The following is a 23,797-nucleotide window of genomic DNA, read 5'->3' on the forward strand; positions in this document are numbered from 1 at the left end:
TCAGGCTCCTCCGTACTGGCGGACGCGCGGGTCCAGCATGGCAAGCAGCATGTCGGCGATGATGTTGCCGACGATCAGCGTGGCGGAAAGCACCATCATGAAGGTGGCCGTGACATAGACGTCGCCGATTGCCATGGAGCCGACGATCGCCGGTCCGACGGTTGGCAGCGAGAAGATGATCGCGGTCTCGATCTCGCCGGTCAGCATGTAGGGAAGCACGACGCCCTGATACATAACGAGCGGATGCAGCGCGTTCGGCACCGCGTGGCGCATGACAACAGCACTGCCGGAGAGGCCCTTGGCGCGAGCCGTTTCAACATATTGCGCGTTCAGCGTATCGAGCAGATTGCCGCGCATGACACGCATGTTGTAGGCGAGCCCGCCGAAGGTGGCGATGGCGACGACCGGCCAGACATGGCTGACGAGATCGACGAACTTTGCCCAGGACCACGGCGCCCCGCCAAATTGCGGCGAGAAGAAGCTGCCGATTTCCGAGACGTTGAACTGGAAGACCAGGAGGTAGACGATGATCAGCGCCATCAGGAAGCGCGGCACCGTCATGCCAAGGAAGGAGATGCCGGAAAGAAGGCTGTCGATCCAGCTATACTGGCGGGTTGCGGCCCAGATGCCGAAGCCAATGCCGAGCACGGATGCGAAGATGTGGCAGACCAGTGCCAGCGCCAGCGTGCGCGGCAGGCGTTCGGCCACGACATCGGCAACAGGCTTGTTGTAGAACATGCTGTAGCCGAAATCGCCGCGGGTAATGATGCCCTTGATCCAGTTGACGTACTGGATGACCATCGGTTGGTCGAGGCCGTGGGCGATCCGGTATGCCTGGGCCTGTTCATCCGCCTGCGCGAATGAGGCACCACTCTGATTGATCAGCTGCGAACGGATGTAGTCGGCATAGTCACCGGGCGGAGCCTGGATGATCGCGAATGTCACGATGCTCAAAATGATGAGGACGGGAATCGCAGAGGCTATGCGCACGAGCAGGAATCGTAACATCGGACGGTTCGCTTCTCCTTGCCGCCGGTCGCGCCTGTCGGTGCGGCTGGCTTGTTGATATTGCCCGGCCGCGCTTCACGCGCGACCGGAGTCCTCGTTGGGAGGGGAGTTCTTAGTTGTTCGGACCTTTGTCGCCAGGCTTGCCAGGCAGCTGTTCGGGGAACAGCTCGTATTTGCCCTGCTTGTCGGCGGCCACCCACAGACGCTCGCGGATGACGGAATCCTCGGCCCAGTTGAACATGAAGATCGGGGTACCCGCAGGGACGTTCGAGAAGCGCTTGTTGACGATCAGGGCGCCCGGATATTCCGTGAGGCCAACCGTATCGACATTCTCGGTCGCAACCTTCTGGTACTGCTTCATCAGCTCGACCTTCTCGTTGTTGTCCTGACTGCTCTGGAACTTCGTGATGATATCGACCATCTTCTGTTCGTAAGGCATCAGGTCAACCTTGCCGTCCTTGCCGGCACGATGTTGCCAGCTCGTCCGCGGACCGACAGGCGCCAGCTGCTCGGTGTTCTGGACGACCGAGGCAAGCTCGGGCGAGCTGCGCTGGATCAACCAGTCGAAACGGCCGGCGTAATGGGCGTCGTCACGCTTCGGGCCATCCAACGCATTGAGAATGACCTTCAGGCCGAGCTTTTCCATCTGGCCGATGACACCCTCGGCAAGGCTCTTGTCCGTGGCGTAGCCATTGTTGACCAGAAGCACGATTTCGATGTTCTTGCCGCCTTCCGTTCCCGCCGGGAAGTTCAGGAAGCCATCGCCATCGGTGTCTTTCAGGCCGACCTTGGCGAGCAGTTCCTTCGCGCCCTTGAGGTCGAACGGATAATAGACCACGGACTTGCGATCATAGAAGCTCGTGCCCGATGAGAGGCCGCCGGGATAGATCGCCGTGAATGGACCCTTGACCAGCGAGTCGCCGATTGCCTTGCGGTCGAGACCCATGGTGACTGCCTTGCGGAAGTCTTCGTTCCGGTTGAGTTCACGGATGGCCTGGCCGCGGGCATCAGGGTCGCCCCATCCGTTTGCGGAGAGGTTCATGCGCATGTTGTAGCCGATAAGACGTGGGCCGAAGGCCAAACGTGCCGGTGCCGTCTTTTCGGCTGCGCGCTTCAGCGAAGCCACGAAATTTTCGGGCTGCTCAAGATTGGAGAAGTCGCCGGAACCGGCAACGGCCTGCACGTCGCGATCAGCCCAGGTGGACAGCTTGTAGTGCAACTCGTTGAGATAGGGCAGCTGGTTGCCCTTTTCGTCGACCTTCCAGTAGTAGGGGTTGCGGCGCATGACGATAATGTCGTCGGGACGGTATTCGACCGGCACCCAGGCACCCATGACCGGCATGTTCATGAATTCCGGCGGGAAGGCATTCTTGAACTGGTCGTAAGTGTTCTTCGAATACTTCGGATGCTGCGGCTTCAGGATATGCGACGGGCCCGGGCAGAAGCTCGGATAGGCCATCGTGTAGAGATACTGTTTCGGGAAAGCATCCTTGAAGGTCCATTCGACGGTATAATCGTCGATCTTCTTGAGCGTCGTTCCCTCGCCGAAGGCCTCAGGCGATGCGCCGCCTCCAAGCGGCGAAACGTTCGGATCGATGACTTCGTCGTCCCAGTAGAACATGATGTCGTCGGCGTTGAACGGCGCGCCATCCGACCACTTGGCACCTTCAACCAGATGCATGGTCAGCTTGTGGCCATCCGGCGACCAGTCCCAGCTCTTGGCGAGGTTGGGAAGCGGCTCGGTATCCTTTGCTTCGACCTGGAAGAGCGGCGCGGTGCGCGTCAGGCACTCCGACAGGCCGATATCGATGCCGCCCCAACCCTGTGTCTGGCCGGCGCCATAGTTCCAGCCTTCCGGCCGGCCGCCGATGACATGGCGCATCGTGTCGCCATAAACGCCGATGCCGTCGACCATGTTGTCGGTCTTGAAGACGAGAGGTTCCTTGGGCAGTCGATCCTTGACGGGCGGCAGCTTGCCGCTGTCGACGAAGTTCTTCGTGACCCAGTCCGGCTCATGATACGCCGGAAGAGCCTTGAATTCCTCGATGGAGTCTCTCGATACGTATTTGATCTTGCCTTCCGCCGGAAACTGCGGCGGAACAGGCGGTGTCGTCGGCTCGGAAGCATAGGCGTTCAATGCCGAGACCGAGACGCTCAGCGCCAGTCCGGCAAGAATGCCAAGGTTGCGGATATTACTCATCGTCTCTCCCTTTGTTTTTCGGGGTGCTTGTGGCAGCCCCGCTTCTCCTCAAACGATCCGGCGACGGGCCTTCGGCGATGAGTTCCCTCCCGGAGCCCCATCGCCACCCGTGTCCGGAAGCTTTAGACGGCCTGCTTGAGTGCAGCCTTTTCGGCACGCAGCTCGTCGATGGAACGGACATTGCGGCGGGCGGCACCTGCCCAGTCGCGGGTCTTGACAGTCGATTTCGCCAGACGTTCCTTGGCAGCCGGGATTGCATCCGCATATTGCGGCAACCAGCTCGCCTGGGCGACAACCATCTCGTCGACCATCTGCCAGACCTCCTCCGGCGTCGCGACGGCACCGACCAGCGGATCGTGCAGAACGGCGAGCTTCAAAAGGTCGATATCGCCGCTGACGGCCGCATGAACCGACATGCGTTGAACGTTGATCGACGCCATGCAGGTGGCTGCACATGCTTCGGGGATCGTGATACCGGAAACCATGTTGATGCCGAAGCGGTCGACGAAGCCGGGGGACTCGATAATCGCATCGGCTGGCAGGTTGGTGATGATCCCATTGTTCTTGAGGTTGAAGTGGCCGCGGTAGACACGTCCGGTTTCGAGGGCTTCAAGAATATGGCTCGCATGCTCGTTCGAACGCTTGGCCCGATCGATCGGTTTCGATGCCGACTCCAGGAATTGCGGGAATTCGGTTTCGAACCAGTTGCGGGTCTCGGTGGAGTGACGAAGATAACCGCCGGTTTCGCCATGGATCCAGTCGGACATGTCGATCCACTTGGTGATCTCGTCGGGGCGCTTGCGGTACCAGGGAAGATACTCGGACAGATGGCCGTTGCTTTCCGTGGAGTAGACCCCGAACCGCTTCAGCACGTCGATGCGCAGCTTTTCCTGCTGCGAGAAGACGGGATGGGCTTCGAAGGCGGCAACCAGCTCGTCCTTGCCGATCTTGCGACCGTTGAGTTTGAGATCGACAAACCAGGTCTGGTGGTTGATGCCAGAGCAGATGTAGTCGAGTTCGGAAGGCGATTTCGCGCCGAGCACCTCAGCGATCTGTTCGGCGCCATGCTGGACCCCATGGCAGAGACCGACCGTATCGACCTTGCCGTATTCAATGGCGGCCCAGGTATTCATTGCCATCGGGTTTGCGTAGTTCAGGAACTTTGCACCCGGCTCTGCGACTTCACGGATGTCTTTGCAGAAATCCAGAATGACAGGAATATTGCGCTGGCCGTAGAGAATGCCGCCGGCGCAGATCGTATCGCCGACGCACTGGTCGATGCCGTACTTCAGCGGAATGCGGATGTCATCGGCATAGGCTTCCAGGCCGCCGACGCGCACGCAGCTGATGATATAGCGCGCACCCGTCAGTGCCTCGCGGCGGTTCGTCGTCGCCGTAACCCTGGTTGGCAGCTTGTTGGACGAAACGATCGTGTCGAGGATCTGCTTGATCATCTGCAGATTATGTTCGCTCATGTCGGTAAGCGCGAACTCGACGTCCTGGAATTCCGGCACACAGAGGATGTCGGTGAACAGTTTTTTTGTGAAGCCGACGCTGCCTGCGCCGATGATAGCGATTTTGAAACTCATGATCCTTGCCTCAATGCGATCAAATTTGCCGGCGCTGAACGATGAGAAGAAGAAATGGACCCGGACTTGCGCCCGAAGCCAAAAAAGGCCAGAAATCCGGCTTATTCTCCTCCCTGCCGCTCCTCGGTGCAGGCGGTGTTCTCTCTCTTGGGGGCGGATTATGCGCATATTCGGCGGGGCCGCCAGAGAAGGATTATGCTTTCATGGGTAATTTTGTGCTGCAAAAATTGATTGACAACGGGCCGGTCATGAGGACCGTGTCGCTGCCGCGCGGCCGCCAGAGCCTGCACACAATGCCGACCAGCACAGGCTACGAGATCCGGGAGAATGCGACCTACGACTGGGATGGCAGAAAGCGCGGCCAAACACCGTTCACCGTCCTGCAGCATACGATCAAAGGCGCGGGCAACCTGCGTTACGAGAATCGCCAGCTTCGGGTGAAAGAAGGCGAGACACTGCTCGTGCTCGTCCCGCACAATCACCGCTATTGGCTTGAAGATGGGGACCGCTGGGAGTTTTTCTGGATTTCGATGAATGGCGAGGAGGCGCTGCGCATCCACCGCTCGATCCTCGCGGTGACCGGACCGATCCTGAAACTGCAACCGCAAACGATCGAGCATCTGGCAGATTGCAGTCTCCGGCTGATCAATGGCGCGGAGACGCCGGGCCTGGCTTCGGCAATCGCCTATGAGGCGGCCATGGCGCTGTATGACGATGTCTTCGGTTCGCATCCTGTTTTCAGTGAAGAATACCGGACGATGCAGCATGTCATCGACTACATCATGGCGAATTTGGAGCGTCCTCTGCCGGTCGAGGATCTTGCGCGGGTCGCAGGCCTCAGCAGGGCACATTTCTCGCGAATGTTCGCAGCCAACGAGGGCCTGCCGCCGGCCGAGTTCGTCCTGCAGAAACGACTGAAGCGGGCCGTCAAACTGTTGACCAAGACCGCGAACATGCCCGTCAAGGAGGTCGCAATCCGCTCAGGCTTCGAGGACGCGAACTATTTTTCCAAGGTCTTTCGACGCATCTATGGCACGAACCCGACCGAGTTTCGGACCACGGGCATGTATGCGAGCGTCGGCAGGCAAGGCTGACGCCCGCCTTACAGGCGGCCCTGCCCTACGGCCCACTGCTATAGGTAAGGCTCGGATACCAGCTCGGCGGCCGCCCTTCCGGCGTTGTGTCGAGCACGGTCCACAGCGGCATGAAATCTGGCGCGCCGCGCGGATCCTGGCCGGGATCGGCAGTTGCGGGACCCATTTCCGGGTTCCAGAAGTGATGGATGACGCCATCCTTGACCGTGAAGACGTTATAGGCAGCGTCATCGCCGCCATCAGGACCAATGGCGTAATAGTCGCGACTGAATTCGTCTGTCGTGTCGGAGTAGAGTGGCAAGTGATGCCAGCCGCGCTCCTTCTTGAAGGCCACTAAACGTTCAATCGGCGAGCGTGCGACGACGGCAAAGGCGACCTGCTGGCAAATATCGGGGATTTCTCCGTCGAGCGCCGACAGCATGGACGTGCACATCGGGCATGGTCGTTCGCGTTGCGGCCCATACATGTAGCTGTAAATCACCAATGTGGATTTATCCCCGAACAGGTCTCTCAAGGTAACCTCGCCATCGGGTCCCTGGAAGCGGTAGTCCTTCCGGACCTGACCGCCTGGCGGCAGCGCGCGGCGCTGCTCTGCAACGCGTTCGATATGTCGGCGCAACTCGATTTCCTCGGCGAGCAATTCATCGCGGGCCTGCCGATACTCGGGGCTTTCGTTCGGAAAGCTGAGGCCGTTTCTTCTGGCCAGCTCCCGCGCGGAAACAAGATTGTTCGCATCCATCACATCAACTCCTCCTGATATTGAAAGGACGACTGGGCGGATTTCGAAACCGCCGTCCAACAAGGAACGTTTGGGGACGGCAAAAATCGACAACACGTTCTGACTTTTTGATGATCCGGCAAGAGTTCATTTTGCCAGGTGCTTGATTTTGCTATCCTACTATGCGCCTTGCAGATGGACCATATTCGCTTGTCTCAGGCTTTGGCCCCCTTCCCCGCTCCGATTTGCGACCTATGTCCTTCTTGTCCTTCATCTCCTGGAAGGACGAGGGAGGCTTCGAGGCATCGTGGCAACCGGTGCTTCGAACCCTCCCTCCAATGGAGGCCCTTCACGCCCTGGCTCGAAGCAGTCGCACTTTTCTGGCTCATGCGATAGCGGCGGGTTTGCGGCGCTGAGCTATGACGTAGCTTTCGGCGTGAGCGTCAGTTCGGATCCATAGGCATCGCGCAACGCTTCTTCTCCGGTTCGGCGGTCTTCGGCCTTGTGCAACAGGGTTGATCTGAAGCCGCGCGCGTGTGTCCCGGCGATTAAAGTCACGTCGGAATTTCCCGGATTGTCGGAGCGCTCGAACCAATCGACGGCGTGGTGGAGAAAGTTCATTTCGAACGCCCTGTTGGTGACACCATGGCCAACGACGATCAGGTCGTTGTTGCCATCGCGCACGTCATTCGTCACGGTTTGAAGGAATAGACGAAGCCGCTGGGCCACATCCGCACGGCTCTCGCCATCCGGTGGCCTTGCGTAGAACTTCCCGCTGTTGCTCCGCAATCTCGCCCATTTCGCGAACTCATCAGGAAATTTCTGTCTTCGCTCCGCGTGGTCATAGATTTCGGTGAAGAGACCGAAATCCTGCTCGCGCAACAGGTAGTCCTCACGAACGCTCCCGACCAATCCGGGAGGCAGCGCCTCCAGCAAGGCGTCCTTGCTTTGCCGCGTCCGCATATAGGGAGAATACCAGACGTCAAGTTGTCGTATCTGTCCGCGCGGCAATTCGGCAAGATAGGCTGCGATCGCTCGCCCGGCCGCCAGTGCTTGCCGATACCCCCACTGCGTCAACGGAACATTATGGTCGCCGAACTGACGGTAGGCTTGTTCATTGATATTGCCTAGCGATTCGCCGTGTCGAACGAGGAAGATATGCATTAGCCGCCGCTTTCGATATCCGATGCGCTTATCATGAAGTGAGAGCCGGCTGGCTGCAATGTAGAAGACGCAGCAAGCTCATCTGCGCCACCAGGGCCGGCTCTCGGGGAAGACGGGACGGATAAGACCTCCAGAGCCTCTCGCAAGAGGGCTGCCCGGATGGAACATCCCCGTATTGGCACAAAGAGATTTGTCGGCATAAGGATCATCGAGAATGTCAAATTTCCGCCGCGCGCCAATTCTCTGGCTAGGCTCGTTTGGATAACACCACGGCGGCCATGTAGGGTTCGTGAGGCCGGGGACCTTCAACCAGTCTACGCTCAAACCGGTTGAACAGTTCAGCGACAAATGCGGCCGGATTGCGAGATGGCTCGATCAAGCTCGCGATTGTCGGCTCGCACCAGGCTTGCATCATTGCCGTGTGACGCTTGGCGAACGCCAACACATCGCCGGTCCTTTCGAATTGCTCCCAACAAGGATCAGCAAGCCTGACGAGATCGAGATGCTCGAGTTCTAGATCGGCGAAATTTTCGACTTTCAAGAACGGTTTCCTGATCTCATCCAAGGTCCGTATGCCGATCGGTATTGTGATGCGGGTCTGCTCTCGTTCCGAAAGCCAGCCATCCGTCCTCATGTCACACAATGCCGACCAGAGTTCGCCAAGGAGCCATTCCCAACCCGTGATGTCGGCTGTGCGAGCCGTAAAGCCCGCCACGAGTTTCCCGCCAGGGCGCGTTTCCCGTGACCGTAGGACCAGGAAGCGCTCCCAATCTTTCGCCTGTTGTCGCTTTACCGCAGAAATCACTTCAGGCGTGGCACTCATTCCCGCGAGAATGTGATCAGGCGCTTCGATCATTCCGGTACTCATCCACTGTAATGACCACGTCGACCATCCGAGATCCACGCGTTGACGTGGGAACAATGGCTCGAAATACGACCTGCCGATCGCAGAGGGAAAAACATCAGAAGCTTCATTCATGTAGCTGTCAGGGCTGGAAGAAAGCGCTTCGAACAGAGCCGAAAAATCATTCGTGGGAAGGTCAGTGTGGACGACTTCGATTGGCACGGACGGTCCCGACCGGAGCCTCAACGCCTTAATGGCCACGCGCATGGGGGTCATCGAATTGCGGCCTTGTGAGGAACCATAATCGACGATGGTGAAGGGACCTTCGCCCGCGGCGATTGTCCGGCACGCCGTTTCCCACAATGAAAGGAGTGCTGAAATGCCAGTGGCCTGCATTGAGGAATGACGGTTGTAGAAGCCGTCTCCTTTCATTGCCGCCAGATGAGATCGCGGTGGATCGTTTGGCATGTCCGAGCCTCGCTTGGCTTAGCGGCAGCTTAACAAACCGACCCTAAATTGGCGAGCCAATCCCAAACAGGGGCTGAAGGCTTTGCCAACACAGAAACGCCTTCATCCCACGTCTTGCGCGTCACCACGACCTCTGCGCACCACTTCCCTGCGCCCGGTCACAAGATTTGGTTCGTCATCCCACCCTCGCCCGCAGGCGAACTGGCTCGCATAGCTGCATCGACCGGTGTGCGGTTTGAATGGCGCCTCACGCTGCGTCCAGCTCGGAGTCGGTGGCGGGCCCCTTGAACTGGAGTTCGGCCAGCCGTTTGTAGAGGCCGCCGTTGCGCATTAGAGAGGCGTGCGTTCCTTGCTCGACGATCCGGCCCGCGTCGACCACAAGGATCCTGTCGGCCTTGAGAACGGTCGCAAGTCTGTGAGCGATCACGATGGTCGATCGATTGTCCATGAGCTGTTCCAAGCCCTCCTGTACGAGCTGCTCGTTCTCGGCGTCAAGCGACGCGGTTGCCTCGTCGAGCAGGAGGACAGGGGCGTCCTTCAGTATAGCGCGGGCAATCGCCAACCGCTGCCGCTGTCCTCCAGAAAGGGTCAGACCCCTTTCGCCAACGACAGTGTCGTATCCATTCTCAAGGCCAGTTATGAAACCATGCGCCTGGGCCTTGATCGCCGCTGCGACGACCTCGTCCCGCGTTGCTTCGGGTCTTCCGAACGCGATGTTTTCGAAAATGGTGGTCGCGAAAATCGTCACCTCTTGTGGCACGATCGAAATCTCCTTGCGGAGATCTCGCGGGGCGATGGAGCGCACGTCTCGTCCATCGATGGAAAGGCGTCCGGCGCTGCCGTCATAGAATCCGAGCAGAAGCGAAAAGACCGTGCTCTTTCCGGCACCCGATGGCCCGACGAGAGCGACCGTCTCTCCCGGAGAGACCGTCATGGAAAGTCCGGCGAGGATTTCTTTCTGGGGGGTGTTGGGATAGGAGAAATGCAGATCGGATACCTCGATGCCACCGCGGACGGGGCTGCGAAGCGGCATGCTTGCCTCAGGCTCGCGATCATAGGTTTGTTCATTCAGCAGCTCGAAAAGCCGACCGGCGGCTCCTGCTGCCTGCGCCAGCTCACCCCAGACTTCCGATAGAGAGCCCAAGGAGCCGGCTGCAATCACCGAGTAGATCAGAAACTGACTGAGACTTCCTGGCGAGAGCGTGCCGGCGAGGACCCTGTGCGCCCCAAGCCAGAGGACGCCGACCACGCTGCCGAATATGAGTGCGATGGCAAAGCCTGTCAGGCAAGCGCGCGAGCGTGCCGCCGCAATGGATTTGCCGTAGGACATTTCGACGTCGCAGACATACCGTTGACGGGCAGCATCTTCGGCGTTGAAGGACTGCACCGTCCGGTTTGCCGCGATGATTTCGCTGGCATAGGCGGAGGCGCTCGCAAGCGAGTCCTGGGCCGCTCGGGACTTTTTCCTGACTGAGCGGCCGAAGACAATAAGCGGTGCGAGGATCAAGGGAATCACCGCGAGGGCGATCGATGACAGGCCAGGGCTTGTCACGAACATCATGCCGAGGGCGCCCGCGCACAGGATTGAGTTTCTCAACGCCACCGAAGCTGTCAGACTGACCGCCGTCTTGATCTGGGCAGTGTCACCGGTGAGACGCGAGGCAATTTCGCCGGAGTGGTTCGAATCGAAAAACTGGGCGGGAAGTGACAGGACGTGGCCAAAGACCTTCTTCCGGAGATCGGCAACCAGGCGTTCTCCCAGTGCCGTCACGAAATAGTATCGAAGAGCGCTGGCAATTGCCAACGCCACGGCCAGAGCCATTGCCATCAGGAAGTAGCGGTTTATGAATTCGCCATCGCCCTGCCCGAAGCCGTTGTCAATCATGCGCCGAACGGCCATCGGTAGCGCAAGCGAAATCAAGGCTGCGGCGGTGAGGGCAAGCGTCGCGCAGCTTGTCAATCGTCGGTGGCTTCCAAGAAGAGGAACAAGCCGCCGCAGGTGCGCCAAGGCCTGCCGCCTCGACGGCGCCGGACCTTCCTTTCCATCTGCTTGATCATTCTGCGCGATGGCAGCTTGCCGGTCGTGTTGAGCTATCATCAAGGCCGTCTTCTCCTGAGGAATTCGATAAGGTCTTGTCCACCGGAAGGACCAACGCGTCTTTGATCGCGATCAATTATTGGCGAGCCTTTTGGCCATGCCGGGGCTGCCGAACGGCTGTGGTTTCCTCGCCCGCCGGCGACTGACACCTTCTTCAGGTTGGCAGGAGGCGGTCGACACGGCCGGGAACAGTCGCCAATACTTTCTCCAAGCATCGTCGCCCTGGCAGAGCCTTGTTCGTCGCGGGTTGCGTCCTGGTTTCCGTGGCGTATGGCTCATTTCGAACGAGCGAAATCCTTGACCATCCACGGGCAATGACGAGCACTATCGCTCGCAATTGCCCTCCGAATAGCGCTGGCTAGGCCACGTGCCGCGCGAGCGCGCAGCGCGCCCAGAGCGAATGCAGCGCCTCGACGAGATGTTCGATGTCGGCGTCGCTATGCAGCGGCGTCGGAGTGATGCGCAGCCGCTCGGTCTTCTTCGGCACCGTCGGGTAGTTGATCGGCTGCACGTAGACACCGCAATTGTCGAGCAGCAGGTCGGAGATCCACTTGCACTTGGCGGCATCGCCAACCATGACAGGCACGATGTGGCTCGGGTTCGGCATGTGCGGGATACCCTGCTGATCAAGCAGCGCCCTCAGCTTGCGGACCCGATCCTGATGGCGCGCACGCTCGAACGGGCTGACCTTCAGATGCTGGATCGAGGCAACCGCACCGGCCGCCAGCGCCGGCGGCAGCGCCGTCGTGAAGATGAAACCAGAGGCAAACGAGCGGATGAAGTCGCAGAGCGCCGTCGAGGCGGCGATGTAGCCGCCCATGACGCCGAAGGCCTTGCCGAGCGTGCCTTCGATGACCGTCAGGCGATCCATCAGGCCTTCGCGTTCGGCAATGCCGCCGCCGCGCGGACCGTACATGCCGACGGCATGGACTTCGTCGAGATAGGTCATCGCGCCGTACTTGTCGGCGAGGTCACAGATCTCCTTGATCGGGGCGATGTCGCCGTCCATCGAATAGACCGATTCGAAGGCGATCAGCTTCGGCGCCTTCGGATCGGCAGCGGCCAGCTTGGCTTCGAGATCATGGATGTCGTTGTGCTTCCAGATCACCTTGTCGCACTTGGCGTAGCGAATGCCTTCAATCATCGAGGCATGGTTCAAGGCGTCGGAGAAGATGATCAGGCCGGGGATCTTGGCGCCGAGCGTGCCGAGCGCTGCCCAGTTGGAGACATAGCCGGAGGTGAAGATCAGCGCCGCTTCCTTGCCATGCAGGTCGGCCAGTTCGTGCTCGAGCAGAACGTGATAGTGGGTGGTGCCAGAGATATTCCGGGTGCCTCCCGCACCCGCGCCACAGTGATCGATGGCATTCTTCATCGCCTCGATCACCTTCGGGTTCTGGCCCATGCCGAGATAGTCGTTGGAGCACCAGACCGTGACTTCCTTCGGGCCGTCCGCCGTGTGTCGCGTGGCGCGCGGAAAGCTGCCGCGGTGACGCTCAAGATCAGCAAAAACGCGATAGCGACCTTCGCTGTGAAGGCCATCCAGCTCGCTTTTGAAAAACGCCTCGAAATCCATGTCATGCTCCTTGATTCTGCAAGCAGCGATACACCGGCTCCCGAGCCCCGTATTTGATCTCCGTCAAGTTGCTGAACATCTCGCAGGCTCCGTGAGGAAGCACGGCAACATTTGAAACGTACCATGCTGTCGCGCCTTTTTTGCTGCCGGCCAGGCTTCGTGCAATCGGGGCGCTGAAGGAGTCTTCAAATATTTTCGATCACTCCGGGTCGCTTCGAGATGTTTGACCAGGATCAATTATCGAGGCGCAATCAGGCGCTATGGCTCCTGGCATGAGTTCATATTCAAACGTCGCAAAATACGTCAAAGGCCTCGCGCAGCCCACCCGGTTCGTCGAAATGTCAGATCGGGCAATCCCCGTTCTATCGGCACTGACGATGCTGTTCTTTCTGATTGGCCTTTACCTCGCCTTCAGTTCCGATGTGGATTACCAGCAAGGCGCGACTGTCAGAATAATGTACGTTCACGTTCCTTCGGCGTGGATGGCGATGCTGTGCTACACGGTCATGACGCTCAACGCCGTTGGATCGCTGGTCTGGCGACACCCTTTGGCAGACGTTTCAGCCCGCGTGGCAGCGCCTCTCGGCGCCGCGTTCACTTTCGTGTCCCTTGTCACTGGCGCGATCTGGGGTAAGCCGATGTGGGGGACCTGGTGGGTCTGGGACGCTCGGCTGACGTCCATGTTCGTGCTGTTCATCATGTACCTTGGTATACTGGCGATCAATCGCGCCGTTGACGAGCCGACGCGGGCAGCCCGCGTCTCCGCGGTTCTCATCATCGTCGGGTTCGTGAACATTCCGATCATCAAATTCTCGGTCGAGTGGTGGAACACACTCCACCAGCCCGCAAGTGTCCTGAGATTTGACGGGCCCGCTCTCGACATCGAATTTCTGCGACCGCTGCTGATCATGGGCCTCGCTTTCACCACGCTCTTTGCAACGCTTTACGTCGCATCGATACGAAACGAGATCTGGCGAAGAAAGTTGATCTCTCATTACAGGCTCGCAGCAAGGGCCGCGTCACAAAGGGATAGTTGAGATGACGCATCAGGAGTATGTTTTCGCCGCTTACGCGCTGGCCTTCTCGGTGATGTTTGCGATGGCGGCGAAGGTTTGGATTACCAGCCGAAGCTACCGCCGACAGGTCGAGGCGCTCGCGGTCGTGCGTCGCCGGTCAAATCGCGAAGAACGCTAGGATGCGGAGTTACCTCGTAGCGGCAATCCCGCTCGTCGCATTCCTCGGAATCGCAAGTGCTGTGGGCAACGTGCTGTACCGGGAATCGGCCGACGGATACACTCCTTCTACACTCCCCTCCTCCCTTATCGGCCAACCACATCCACATGTGGATCTTCCGCCGCTCGCCGGTTCATCAACGCCAGGACTGGCGGACGCCGGCATCCGGGGGCGGGTGACCGTCGTCAACATCTTCGCCTCATGGTGCATTCCATGCCGTCAGGAGCACCCGGTCCTGATGGAACTCGCCAAAGACACCCGCATCACCGTCGTTGCGATCAACTACAAGGACGCTCCCGAAAAGGCGTTGCCATTTCTACGCGAGAACGGGAATCCTTTCGCCGCAATCGGGATCGATGCAAGAGGCAGGGCTTCGATCGACTGGGGCGTTTATGGTGTTCCGGAGACATTCGTCATCAACCGGGATGGACGCATCGTGGCCAAGCACGTTGGTCCACTCGACGCAGCTGCGCTTGCCAAAGATATTCGCCCGTTCTTGGACCAGGCCCTCGCGGACGGGTGACGTTCATCTTGACTTGCGACTCGCCTGGCCGATGTCCGATCTGTGGCCGCCACCCGAGCGCCAATCGGAACTTGCCATCTTTGACATCGGTCAAAGATTTCGTTCCGGTGCTGTCCTATATTGCTGTCGCGGGTCGGGCGATGCCCGTGTCAATGCTGGGAACTTGACAGAGGCTTGTTCGATTTCGGGGCGCGAAGCGAACAAGCCTCCTCGTCCCAACGGCTCCAGTAGAGGTGCCATTCGCGACCGCTCCTCAAGATCATGTTTGCGAAACAAACCGACTGGTTGCTACTGAAGATCGATGTTAGCCCGAGGCAATGTCGGAGCGGTCTGCACTGTCGGGCGTGATGACATGCAGTCGGTCGCGATAGCCGCCGATTCCCAAGCTTTCGACAAGCGTGCGCACTGCTTTTCGCTTCAGATCCGATTCCAGGTGGCCGTCCAGGGTCACTTCGCCGTTCTTGACAGAAACTTGCACCCTTTGCGGCGTCAAACCGAGGTCGGACCTCAGACGCGTACGTACCGCCAGACGAATACTCTCATCCTCCCGAGGAAGCGTGGTCGGCGGCGCGTCGAGAATGATTGCCAGAATGTCGCGCCGGCTCACGATCCCGACAAGTCGCCCGTTCTCGACGATGGGTAACCGCTTTATTCGGTGGGCCTGCAGGCTGTCGGCGATGTCTGACACCTCGCTGTCCGGCAATGCGACAATGACGTCGGGAGACATGACATCTGCCACGGACCAGCCATGAGTGCGAATGTAGCGCTCAAGGTCAAGTTCCGAGGTGACTTCGGACACGCGAGATGACCGCAGCGAAACCCGGATTTCCCGCCGGAGGAGAAGATCGCCTTCCGTCAGCATACCACAAACGCGTCCCTCGTCGCTGACGACCGGAAGGCCGCTGATGTTGTCTTGAAGCATGACCGCGACTGCATGCCGCACACTAGCCGCTGGGCTGATTGAAACCACGTTGGTGGTCATTATGTCCTTGGCCTGCATCTCATGCCTCGCTCTTCCGGAATGCTGCTGGCACGACGGTAGAATGAGCAAAGCAGTTCGACATTGATCTCAGTCAAAGACCATCGCCATGCATAAGTCGGTCGAGTTTTTTCTCTTCCTCCTCGCTGAGGCGACTGCCGGTCGGCACCTCCACGCGACGCCGTGCGAAGACGATCAGCGACAGCCCGCCTGCGACGGCGAGCAGGAGCGGCGCGCCCCACAGAAGGATCGTCTTCGTTTCGAAGCGCGGCTTCAACAGCACGAACTCGCCGTAGCGCGAGACGATGTAGTTCATCACCTGCTCGTTCGTATCGCCATCGGTCAGCCGCTCGCGCACCAGCAGGCGCAGGTCCTTGGCAAGTTCCGCATTGGAATCGTCGATCGACTGGTTCTGGCAGACCATGCAGCGCAGTTCGGCGGAGATCGCCCGGGCGCGCGCCTCGAGCGCCGGATCGGCAAGAACCTCGTCCGGATTGACGGCAAAGGCCGGCGCGGCCGACAGAACTATCGCTATCACCAGGAGCAGACGCCTCATCATTCGGCCGGCTCCATGGCAGGACGCAGCGGCTTTGCCCTGCGGTTCGGCGCCCCGACACGCAGGCGCCGGTCGCTCAGCGACACGAAGCCGCCGATCGCCATGATCACCGCGCCACCCCAGATGCAGAGAATGAAGGGCTTCCACCAGATGCGTACGACCATGCCCCCGTCGTTCGTCGGATCGCCGAGCGACACATAGAGCTGGCTCAGCCCGAACGTCACGATGCCGGCTTCCGTCGTCGGCATCTGCCGCGCCGTGTAGATCCGCTTGGACGACCAGACATCGGCAACCTCGACGCCGCCGCGGCCGATGGTGAAGTGACCGCGCTCTTCGCTGTAGTTCGGTCCGGTCGCCGGCTTCATGCCGTCGAACCGCACGGCGTAGCCGCCGGCTTCGACCGTCTGGCCGGGCTTCATCTCGATGACATGCTCGGTTTCGAAGGTGGTCACCGCGACGATGCCGAGGACGGCAACGCCAAGCCCGGCATGCGCGAGCGCCGTGCCGAAGGCCGAGCGCGGCAGGCCGGCAAGGCGTCTCCAGGCGACGGAGGCAGCGACCTTGCCGACGCCGGCGCGATACCACAGATCGGCGATCGCGCCGAAGATCAGGAACAGCGCCGCAGCCAGCCCGAGCACGGCAAGCACGGGACCGCCGTGCTGGACATAGAAGAAGACCACCGCAACAACAAACGCCAGGATCGCGACCAGATAGAGCCGCTGCAGAACAGCGAGCAGATCGCCGCGCTTCCAGGCAAGCAGCGGGCCAAAGGGAACGATGACCAGCAGCGGCGCCATCAGCAGGCCGAAGGTCATGTTGAAGAAGGGCGGCCCGACCGAGATCTTGTCGCCGGTCAGCGTCTCCAAAAGCAGCGGATAGAGCGTGCCTGTCAGCACCGTGCCGCAGGCGACGGTGAGGATCAGGTTGTTGAGGACAAGCGCCCCTTCGCGCGAGATCGGCGCAAACAAGCCGCCGGCCGAGAGCTGCGGCGCGCGGAAGGCAAAGAGCGACAGCGACCCGCCGATGAAGATCAGCAGAATGAACAGGACGAAGACGCCGCGGGTCGGATCGCTGGCAAAGGCGTGCACCGAGGTCAAGACCCCCGAGCGCACGAGGAACGTGCCCATCAGCGACAGCGAGAAGGTCAGGATGGCAAGCAGCACCGTCCAGATCTTCAGCGCCTCGCGCTTTTCCATGACGAGCGCCGAATGCAGCAGCGCGGTCCCGGCAAGCCAGGGCATGAAGGAGGCATTCTCGACCGGATCCCAGAACCACCAGCCGCCCCAGCCGAGCTCGTAATAGGCCCAGTAGGAGCCCATGGCGATGCCAAGCGTCAGGAACGTCCAGGCGGCCAGCGTCCAGGGCCGCACCCAGCGCGCCCAGGCGGCATCGATGCGGCCTTCGAGAAGGGCAGCCACGGCAAAGGAGAAGCAGACGGAGAAGCCGACATAGCCGAGATAGAGCAGCGGCGGGTGGATCGCCAGACCGACGTCCTGCAGCACCGGGTTGAGGTCCTTCCCCTCGGCCGGGGCCGGATCCAGCCGCATGAAGGGATTGGAGGTCAGCAGGATGAACAGGATGAAGGCGACCGATATCCAGGCCTGCACGGCGAGCACGTTTGCCCGCAGCGTATCGGGCAAATTCCGTCCGAAGACCGCGACCAGGGCGCTGAACAGCACCAGGATCAGCAGCCAGAGCATCATCGAGCCCTCGTGATTGCCCCAGACGCCTGACAACTTGAACAGCAGCGGCACAAGCGAATGGGAGTTCTCCCAGACGTTGGCGACCGAGAAGTCGGAGACGACGTGGGCGTAGGTCAGAACTCCGAAGGAGAACGCCACCAGCGCGAACATCGCCAGGGACCCTACAGAGGCCAGATCCATCATCGCACGGTCGAGGCGCCTTGCACCGATCACCGGCACGATGGAAACCACGAGCGCCGTCGCCAGCGCCAGGATCAGGGCATAGTGGCCGATCTCGATGATCATTGCGGTTCTCCCGCGTGTTGCCACAGCCCCTGCTCTTTCAACTTGTCGGCAACTTCCTTCGGCATGTATTTCTCGTCGTGCTTGGCGAGTACCGTATCGGCGACGAATTCATGGCTCGCCCCTTCGAACCGGCCTTCGGTCACCACGCCCTGGCCCTCGCGAAAGAGGTCGGGAAGAATGCCGGTATATCGTACCCTGACCAGATCGCCGGTCGCATCGGTCACCGCAAACTGCACTGTCGATCCCCCCCCGCGCACGATGCTGCCCTCGCCCACCAGGCCACCGAGACGTATGCGCGTTCCAGGCGGCACCGGGTTCTTGGCGATATCCGCAGGCATATAGAAATAGGCCACCGACTGGCTGAAGGCGAACATGACGAGCAGCACCGCCGCAATGATGAAGCTCATGCCGCCACCGATCACCGCCAGGCGCTTCTGCTTGCGCGTCATTCCGTCATTCCTTCTGTCGCAATGTCGAGCTCTCGCGCCAGCGCCAACAGTTGCTTGCCTTGCTCGCCCGTCGCAGGGAAGACCGCGAGTCCACGCTGCAACGCGTCGACCGCGTGCGCCTTTTCGTTCAATACGGCATAAGAACGCACAAGCCGCATGAAGCCGTCGAAATTGTTGGGCTCAGCCCGAAGCCTGCTATCAAGGCTTTCGACCATCGCCTTTATCTTGTACTGCGGCTCTGCCGCATCAGGGCTCTGTGTGGTCGAAAGGCCGCGTTCGCCTTTTGGTCGGTCCGACCCCTCTCTCCCTGTGGCGGCAATAGGGCCTCCGTTCTTGGCAATGTGCTCGTTGACGAGCGGCAGCCAGGGGGCATCTGCCGGAGAACTCCTGGCTATGGCCTCGAAAGCACTCCTTGCTTCAGCCTGACTGCCAGCCTGCTCCTGGCCGAGTGCCAGATAGAATTTTGCGCGTGGATTGTCAGGTTCAATAGCCAGTATCTGCAAGAGGACCACATGAAGGTCCTCGGTAACCGCCCCGCCAGACTGCGTTATCAACGCCGCCGCCAGTCCCTCGAGCCTCGAAACCTGAGGTCCGAGGAGACGAAGCGCGTTCCGGTAAGCTCGCTCCGAATCGGCGGCACGGCCCATTCGGAGATAGACAGGTGCTATAACGTCCCATCCGCGGCCGTCATTCGGGCTGCGAGAAAGATGGTCTTCGGTCTTCCTTACAAGAATTGCAAAATCCTGTCCCGGATCTGCCAGCCTTGCTTGCAGGGGGCGTGAGGGCATATCAGGTGATCCAAGGGAGACGTACAGTCCGACACTCAGCAAGGGAAGAAATGCGACGACGACAGGACGGAGCCAGTAACCGGGCCGTTTTACCGATAAACGGCGTTCCGCCGCTTCGCTCTCCTTGAAAAGGCGCCGCGCTGTCTCTGCCCGGGCCAACTCGTATTCAGTTGGCAGAATGTCTCCGGATGCAAGCTCGTTTTCGAGTTCCAGAAGCTGCTTTCGGTAGAGGTCGTCGGCTCCCCTTGCTTGTATCGGCCGAGCGCGCCCCGAAGAAAGTGGATGCAGCAGTATGGCTGTTGTTGCGGTCGTCATCACCGCGAAGAGGATCCAGATAGTCATTTTTCCTGACGCCGTTGCTGGCCGGAAAATAGCCAAACCCGCAAGGCGCACATTGACGAAGATCAAATACTGGAAGAGTAGCTTGGCCGCCCCGTAAACACATAACCCACGCCGCGTACGGATTGTATGAGCTCCGGGCTCTTGGGATCTGTCTCGATCTTCTTGCGAAGCCGGACGATCTGGGCGTCGATCGCGCGGTCGAAGGCCTCGAGATTCCGGTTTCGGGTCAGGTCCATGAGCTTGTCGCGCGACAGCACACGACCACGGTTGCGGACAAACACGAGCAACATGTCGAACTCGCCGGTGGTCAGGGACACGTCGGCGCCCAAAGGAGAGGTGAGCCGCCTTCGCGAGATGTCGAGCCTCCAGCCTTCGAACTCCAGGCTTTCCTCGTCGAGGGCGCCGGACTTGGAAGGCAGGCCCGAGGAGGTGCGCCTTCTCAGCACGGTCCTAAGCCTCGCAAGAAGCTCCCTGAGATGGAAGGGCTTGGCGATGTAATCGTCGGCGCCGACCTCAAGGCCAACCACCTTGTCGGTGACATCGTCCTGCCCGGTCAGCATCAGGACCGGCACATCAGAGGTGCCACGAAGCTCACGCAGCAGTTCGAGACCGTTCTCTCCGTTCGGCAGTACGAGGTCGAGGAATATCGCCGCGTAGGATTCCCTTGCCAATTCGGAGCGCATGGCTGTGCCGTTACCGACGGCCGTCACTCGGAATCCGTTGTCCTCAAAATAGCGAACTAGCATCTGTCTTATGCGCGCGTCATCGTCGACGACCAGAATACGGTCAGCGTCCATCTGTGCCTTGTGCCCTGCTATCATCCTTGCATCCAGATAACGTAGGATGAGGGACAATGCCACCGGTTCGCAGACAGTTAATGCCGGTTGCGCTTTTCTGTCCGCAAAACATCGGGCTACACGCTTCATCGAAATCAAATAGCCCGGAAAAGGGTCGAACTGGATGAGTTGCGTAGATGGAGCTCTCTCGCAACAGCGGCCCCGGGAACCGCAACCAAAAGTCCCCTGGATGTCGAATGGGCGGGGAGCGGCCGCCTCTTCCGGCACTCAAGCAAGTATGGCCGCCACTGGAACTGCTCTCATAGCTGACGGCTTCTCGACGATGAAGCGCGATGTCCGAGCCTGGATATCGCCGGCCGAGATAGCGCCGGCTTCTGCTGATGCGACGCGTGACGAAGCCGTCTCCCCTGGATACCGTGGCGCTTCTGATTGCCGCAGCATGCGATCCATCTACAGGAGAACGTCAACGATACTCTCATTGGTAGTTCTACGGATATGAAAACCGAAAATCCTGAAGACACTATTTACGGCAAATCTGGATGAACGAGCAGAAGAAGCCATAGCGGATATTTTGTCGGAGATGACCATCGCCCGCATTGTGATTGCGCATAGGCCAGCACTGATGAATCGCGATGCAACGCTGATCGAAGTCAATAATGGCCAGATATCGGTAGTGCCCAGGGACGTCAAAAAATCCTACAGAAGATATGACTGAGCGATAGAATTTGGAGTTGCCATGAATATTGACCACTCCTGCCTCGCAAACGGCCTTCAAGTTGTCTCGATCGCGTTCAGGGATTTTGAAAGCGCCGTGGTCGCAATTATGATCCGGGCTGGTTCCAGGGTGGATCGAGCCGCTCATGGAACCGCCCATTTTCTCGAACACATGGCATTCAAGGGCACACGGCACCACCCGTCCGATGAGATTACACAGCGGATTGAAAGCCTCGGGGCGACAATCAACGCAGTTACGGGCAAGGACTACACGCTCTATTATGTTGAGGGGCTGAAGGAAATGCTTCCTGAAGCGGTCGCGATCCTGACAGAGGTAGTGATATCCCCTCGACTCGACCCTGAAGATATGGATGTCGAGAGACAGATCATTCTACAAGAAATTCTGCAAGCCCAGGATGATCCCGCGGTCAGCGCGCTGGCGGGGTTGGCGCAGAGGGCCTATCCCGATCAGAGCCTCGGAAAATCAGTTCTGGGCACCCCAGAGACAGTGGCACGGCTAAGCCGAGCAGATCTGATGGACTTCGTCGTCGAGAACTATCAGCCTGAAAACATGATATTGATGGCGGCTGGCGGCATATCCCACCATGATTTGGTTGTGCTGGCCAACCGGTTTCTGGATCCTATGCAGGTCTCCAGCCGAACGCGCAAAGAAGCACCCAAGGCGGCCTACTCAGGCGGACTTTTTTTGCAGACCCGATCGGAGTTAAGTCAGTCTATCGTAGCCTGCGCATTCCCAACGGCATGGGCAGGTGACGGTCAGCGCTACGCGGTTCAAGTCCTTGCGGAGGCATTGGGAACGGGAATGTCGTCCCCCTTGTTCAGATCAATCCGGCGGGACCATGGTCTGGGGTACGAGGTCGGAGCGTGGTCAGAACACGGTTCCGATTTCGGTTTATTCGGCATGTATGCGGCGACATCGGCAACTCATGTTGAAGATGCCCTCCGGCTGATGGGCATTGAACTTTCGAAGATGGCAGCGGCGGACAATGACGAGGCCGTACATCGTGGAAGAAACAAATGCCTCGTCAACCTCGTCCGCGCCTGGGAAACACCGTTTGACGCGGCCCGCATGGTCGGCACGGCTATGCTGACATTTGGCACGATCGTATCCCCGGAAGATGAGATCAATCGAATCCGATGCGTCACGACGCGAGATGTGAGGGACGCCGCATCGACACTGATCGATATGGCGAAACCCACAATCGCTGTTGTCGGTCAACCAGAACCCATTGACTACGAAAAGGTAATGCTGACCGCAATCAGATCGGTGCTCGGGAGCACGTCCTCCGATCGGTAAATTGGATATGGGGTGACGGTTGGCGACCACAGGTCGGCCGGATTGATGTCGCGTGCCTTGCGGGTAAGCAGGAAGTGCTGGCCGAATTCGTCCTTTGGGATCAGGCCGGGAGCATCGAAGGGTACGGGACGACGGACAAGCAATACGTCATTGTTCGATCGGCTGATGACGGAGCTCGCAACCGTCAGGAGCGGCGTCGCCGCCGCTGGGGCGCAACGCGGCCCGGTCGTCCGAGAGGTTGTAGAGCGCCTGCAAGACCCGGATCTTGAACATCAGCACCGCCGGAAACGGCGGACGTCCGCCCTTCGATCCGTCTGATCGCTTCAATGCCGTCGCCAACGGATTTTCGAATAAAGCCCAGGGTGGCTTGCGCAACAGCGGTCAATCAACGGTGTCGATCGTTGCTTACATCACGACGAAATCCGCATGCGTCAGCACCAGCCCGGTTCCGAGGGTCGCGAACTGGAGTTCGATGCGAAAAACCGTGAAGGTCGATTGCCGTAACCTCGACCGGAAGATTCGCCCCTTTCCCCGTCGGATCAATAAGATAGTCAGTTGAATTCGCAATACCGATGAAGACGCAGCGCTTTGGCTGCTAAATTTCGTTTCACAACCACGGCCGGAGCTTGCGACTGACTGGAAAGGAAGCATTGAACAAGAGCGTTCAAGTCCACAATATCAGACCTTAGTCCGAAACAGATCGGACTCGGGTCTGATGGCTTCAGGACCTTTGTCCACTATCCAAGCCGCCCTGTCCCACATAACTTGTGCCGTCCAAACCCACCGGACACCGGGATGCTCCGACACGCCCCCTCGCGTGTAAACCCCTCGGAGCTTCCGGAACCGGCCCAATTTTCTGCGCCGCCCGCGAGATTGTTAATTGGATATTAAGCATGACCACTCGCAGGCTAAGCGTATTCGCAGCGCTCGCTGTAAGTCCATGGCTGTTGAGTCTTCAAGCAAACATCGGTCGAGAGCAAGTGAACACACCTTTTGATAAAACCTCGCTCGGAAGGGAGTTCGATCTTTTCGCAACTGAGCTGACCAAGCTGCCAACGTCACCGGAAATCACCGCATTGGAGCTTCGCTTTGCTCTCCTACGAGAAGCCGTGGCAATCCGCCTGGCGGGACCGAGCCGAATAACTGTTGAGTTGCCGTCGTCGCTCTTCGACGCCTAGGATCGAAACCGGATCGCGTTCTGTGTACGGATGATGATCGCCAAACAAAAAGCAACGGTGTTAGGCGTCAATCACCGTTGCTCGATAGTCTCTCATTTTGGCATTGAGGATTATGATCATCCTTCGCATGACCGCGACGAGAGCGACCTTTCCGGGCTTTCCTTTCGCTTTCAGTC

General features: G+C 59.4%; 20 protein-coding genes and 2 pseudogenes. 6 read left to right on the forward strand and 16 right to left on the reverse strand.

Annotated elements, in window-relative coordinates:
• The 3 genes from IB248_RS17085 to IB248_RS17095 all read right to left on the reverse strand — a co-directional run bounded on the left by IB248_RS17085 (position 1) and on the right by IB248_RS17095 (position 4,797).
• Positions 1-1,008 (reverse strand): ABC transporter permease, encoded by a 1,008-nt coding sequence (locus IB248_RS17085; protein WP_018858448.1) that lies wholly within the window; start codon positions 1,006-1,008, stop codon positions 1-3.
• A gap of 112 nt (positions 1,009-1,120) precedes the next feature.
• On the reverse strand, positions 1,121-3,208 hold the full coding sequence (locus IB248_RS17090) for an ABC transporter substrate-binding protein (protein WP_192241315.1): 2,088 nt from the start codon (positions 3,206-3,208) through the stop codon (positions 1,121-1,123).
• Positions 3,209-3,330: 122 nt separating this feature from the next.
• The gene (locus IB248_RS17095; RefSeq protein ID WP_169683406.1) at positions 3,331-4,797 is read right to left on the reverse strand and encodes an alpha-glucosidase/alpha-galactosidase; all 1,467 of its coding nucleotides are present in this window, start codon (positions 4,795-4,797) and stop codon (positions 3,331-3,333) included.
• 203 nt (positions 4,798-5,000) lie between these two features.
• Between IB248_RS17095 and IB248_RS17100 the strand changes: the two genes are divergently transcribed.
• Positions 5,001-5,891 (forward strand): AraC family transcriptional regulator, encoded by an 891-nt coding sequence (locus IB248_RS17100; RefSeq protein ID WP_025661259.1) that lies wholly within the window; start codon positions 5,001-5,003, stop codon positions 5,889-5,891.
• A gap of 25 nt (positions 5,892-5,916) precedes the next feature.
• On the opposite strand, the gene IB248_RS17105 is transcribed toward IB248_RS17100, so the two are convergent.
• The 5 genes from IB248_RS17105 to hemA form a co-directional block, all read right to left on the reverse strand.
• Positions 5,917-6,630: a DUF899 family protein gene (locus IB248_RS17105; protein ID WP_192241316.1), complete on the reverse strand. Its 714-nt coding sequence runs from the start codon at positions 6,628-6,630 to the stop codon at positions 5,917-5,919.
• A 396-nt stretch (positions 6,631-7,026) separates the two neighbouring features.
• Entirely contained in the window at positions 7,027-7,773 is a 747-nt protein-coding gene (locus IB248_RS17110) for a phosphoglycerate mutase family protein (protein ID WP_192241317.1), read from the reverse strand.
• 247 nt (positions 7,774-8,020) lie between these two features.
• Entirely contained in the window at positions 8,021-9,085 is a 1,065-nt protein-coding gene (locus tag IB248_RS17115; RefSeq protein WP_348648605.1) for an SAM-dependent methyltransferase, read from the reverse strand.
• Positions 9,086-9,332: 247 nt separating this feature from the next.
• A complete protein-coding gene (locus IB248_RS17120) occupies positions 9,333-11,183 on the reverse strand; it encodes an ABC transporter transmembrane domain-containing protein (protein ID WP_246779262.1) in 1,851 nt (616 codons plus the stop codon).
• A gap of 358 nt (positions 11,184-11,541) precedes the next feature.
• Positions 11,542-12,756: a 5-aminolevulinate synthase gene (gene hemA / locus IB248_RS17125; RefSeq protein ID WP_192241318.1), complete on the reverse strand. Its 1,215-nt coding sequence runs from the start codon at positions 12,754-12,756 to the stop codon at positions 11,542-11,544.
• A gap of 272 nt (positions 12,757-13,028) precedes the next feature.
• Between hemA and IB248_RS17130 the strand changes: the two genes are divergently transcribed.
• From IB248_RS17130 to IB248_RS17140, 3 genes are read left to right on the forward strand one after another with little or no spacing between them, the layout of a single operon-like run.
• Positions 13,029-13,793, forward strand: coding sequence for a heme ABC transporter permease (locus IB248_RS17130; RefSeq protein ID WP_192241319.1), 765 nt, complete (start codon positions 13,029-13,031; stop codon positions 13,791-13,793).
• 1 nt (position 13,794) lies between these two features.
• Positions 13,795-13,950 carry a heme exporter protein CcmD gene (locus tag IB248_RS17135; protein WP_192241320.1) on the forward strand — a complete coding sequence of 52 codons (156 nt, stop codon included), beginning with the start codon at positions 13,795-13,797 and terminating at the stop codon, positions 13,948-13,950.
• Between the two features lies 1 nt (position 13,951).
• Positions 13,952-14,512, forward strand: coding sequence for a DsbE family thiol:disulfide interchange protein (locus IB248_RS17140; protein WP_192241321.1), 561 nt, complete (start codon positions 13,952-13,954; stop codon positions 14,510-14,512).
• 304 nt (positions 14,513-14,816) lie between these two features.
• Here the strand turns inward: IB248_RS17140 and IB248_RS17145 are convergent, their stop codons facing one another.
• The 6 genes from IB248_RS17145 to IB248_RS17170 form a co-directional block, all read right to left on the reverse strand.
• Entirely contained in the window at positions 14,817-15,512 is a 696-nt protein-coding gene (locus IB248_RS17145) for a CBS domain-containing protein (protein WP_192241322.1), read from the reverse strand.
• A 73-nt stretch (positions 15,513-15,585) separates the two neighbouring features.
• Positions 15,586-16,050 carry a cytochrome c-type biogenesis protein gene (locus IB248_RS17150; protein WP_192241323.1) on the reverse strand — a complete coding sequence of 155 codons (465 nt, stop codon included), beginning with the start codon at positions 16,048-16,050 and terminating at the stop codon, positions 15,586-15,588.
• Positions 16,047-18,035, reverse strand: a complete 1,989-nt coding sequence (locus tag IB248_RS17155; RefSeq protein ID WP_192241324.1) for a heme lyase CcmF/NrfE family subunit — start codon at positions 18,033-18,035, stop codon at positions 16,047-16,049. Before IB248_RS17155 ends, IB248_RS17150 begins: the two co-directional genes overlap by 4 nt.
• A complete protein-coding gene (gene ccmE, locus IB248_RS17160) occupies positions 18,032-18,484 on the reverse strand; it encodes a cytochrome c maturation protein CcmE (protein WP_192241325.1) in 453 nt (150 codons plus the stop codon). Before ccmE ends, IB248_RS17155 begins: the two co-directional genes overlap by 4 nt.
• Positions 18,481-19,614: a c-type cytochrome biogenesis protein CcmI gene (ccmI, locus tag IB248_RS17165; RefSeq protein WP_192241326.1), complete on the reverse strand. Its 1,134-nt coding sequence runs from the start codon at positions 19,612-19,614 to the stop codon at positions 18,481-18,483. Before ccmI ends, ccmE begins: the two co-directional genes overlap by 4 nt.
• Before the next feature lie 62 nt (positions 19,615-19,676).
• A complete protein-coding gene (locus IB248_RS17170) occupies positions 19,677-20,435 on the reverse strand; it encodes a response regulator (RefSeq protein ID WP_246779258.1) in 759 nt (252 codons plus the stop codon).
• A 712-nt stretch (positions 20,436-21,147) separates the two neighbouring features.
• Between IB248_RS17170 and IB248_RS17175 the strand changes: the two genes are divergently transcribed.
• Positions 21,148-22,443, forward strand: a complete 1,296-nt coding sequence (locus IB248_RS17175; RefSeq protein WP_192241327.1) for a pitrilysin family protein — start codon at positions 21,148-21,150, stop codon at positions 22,441-22,443.
• 222 nt (positions 22,444-22,665) lie between these two features.
• Here IB248_RS17175 and IB248_RS17180 read toward each other — a convergent pair.
• Positions 22,666-22,782 (reverse strand): annotated as a pseudogene (locus IB248_RS17180) (transposase); the annotation flags it as partial.
• Positions 22,783-23,336: 554 nt separating this feature from the next.
• Here IB248_RS17180 and IB248_RS17185 point away from each other — a divergent pair.
• Positions 23,337-23,621, forward strand: a complete 285-nt coding sequence (locus IB248_RS17185) for a hypothetical protein (protein ID WP_192241328.1) — start codon at positions 23,337-23,339, stop codon at positions 23,619-23,621.
• A 60-nt stretch (positions 23,622-23,681) separates the two neighbouring features.
• Here IB248_RS17185 and IB248_RS17190 read toward each other — a convergent pair.
• Positions 23,682-23,797: pseudogene (locus IB248_RS17190) on the reverse strand (IS110 family transposase); the annotation flags it as partial.

The organism is Rhizobium sp. RHZ01 (assembly GCF_014851595.1).
GTDB lineage: Bacteria > Pseudomonadota > Alphaproteobacteria > Rhizobiales > Rhizobiaceae > Rhizobium > Rhizobium altiplani.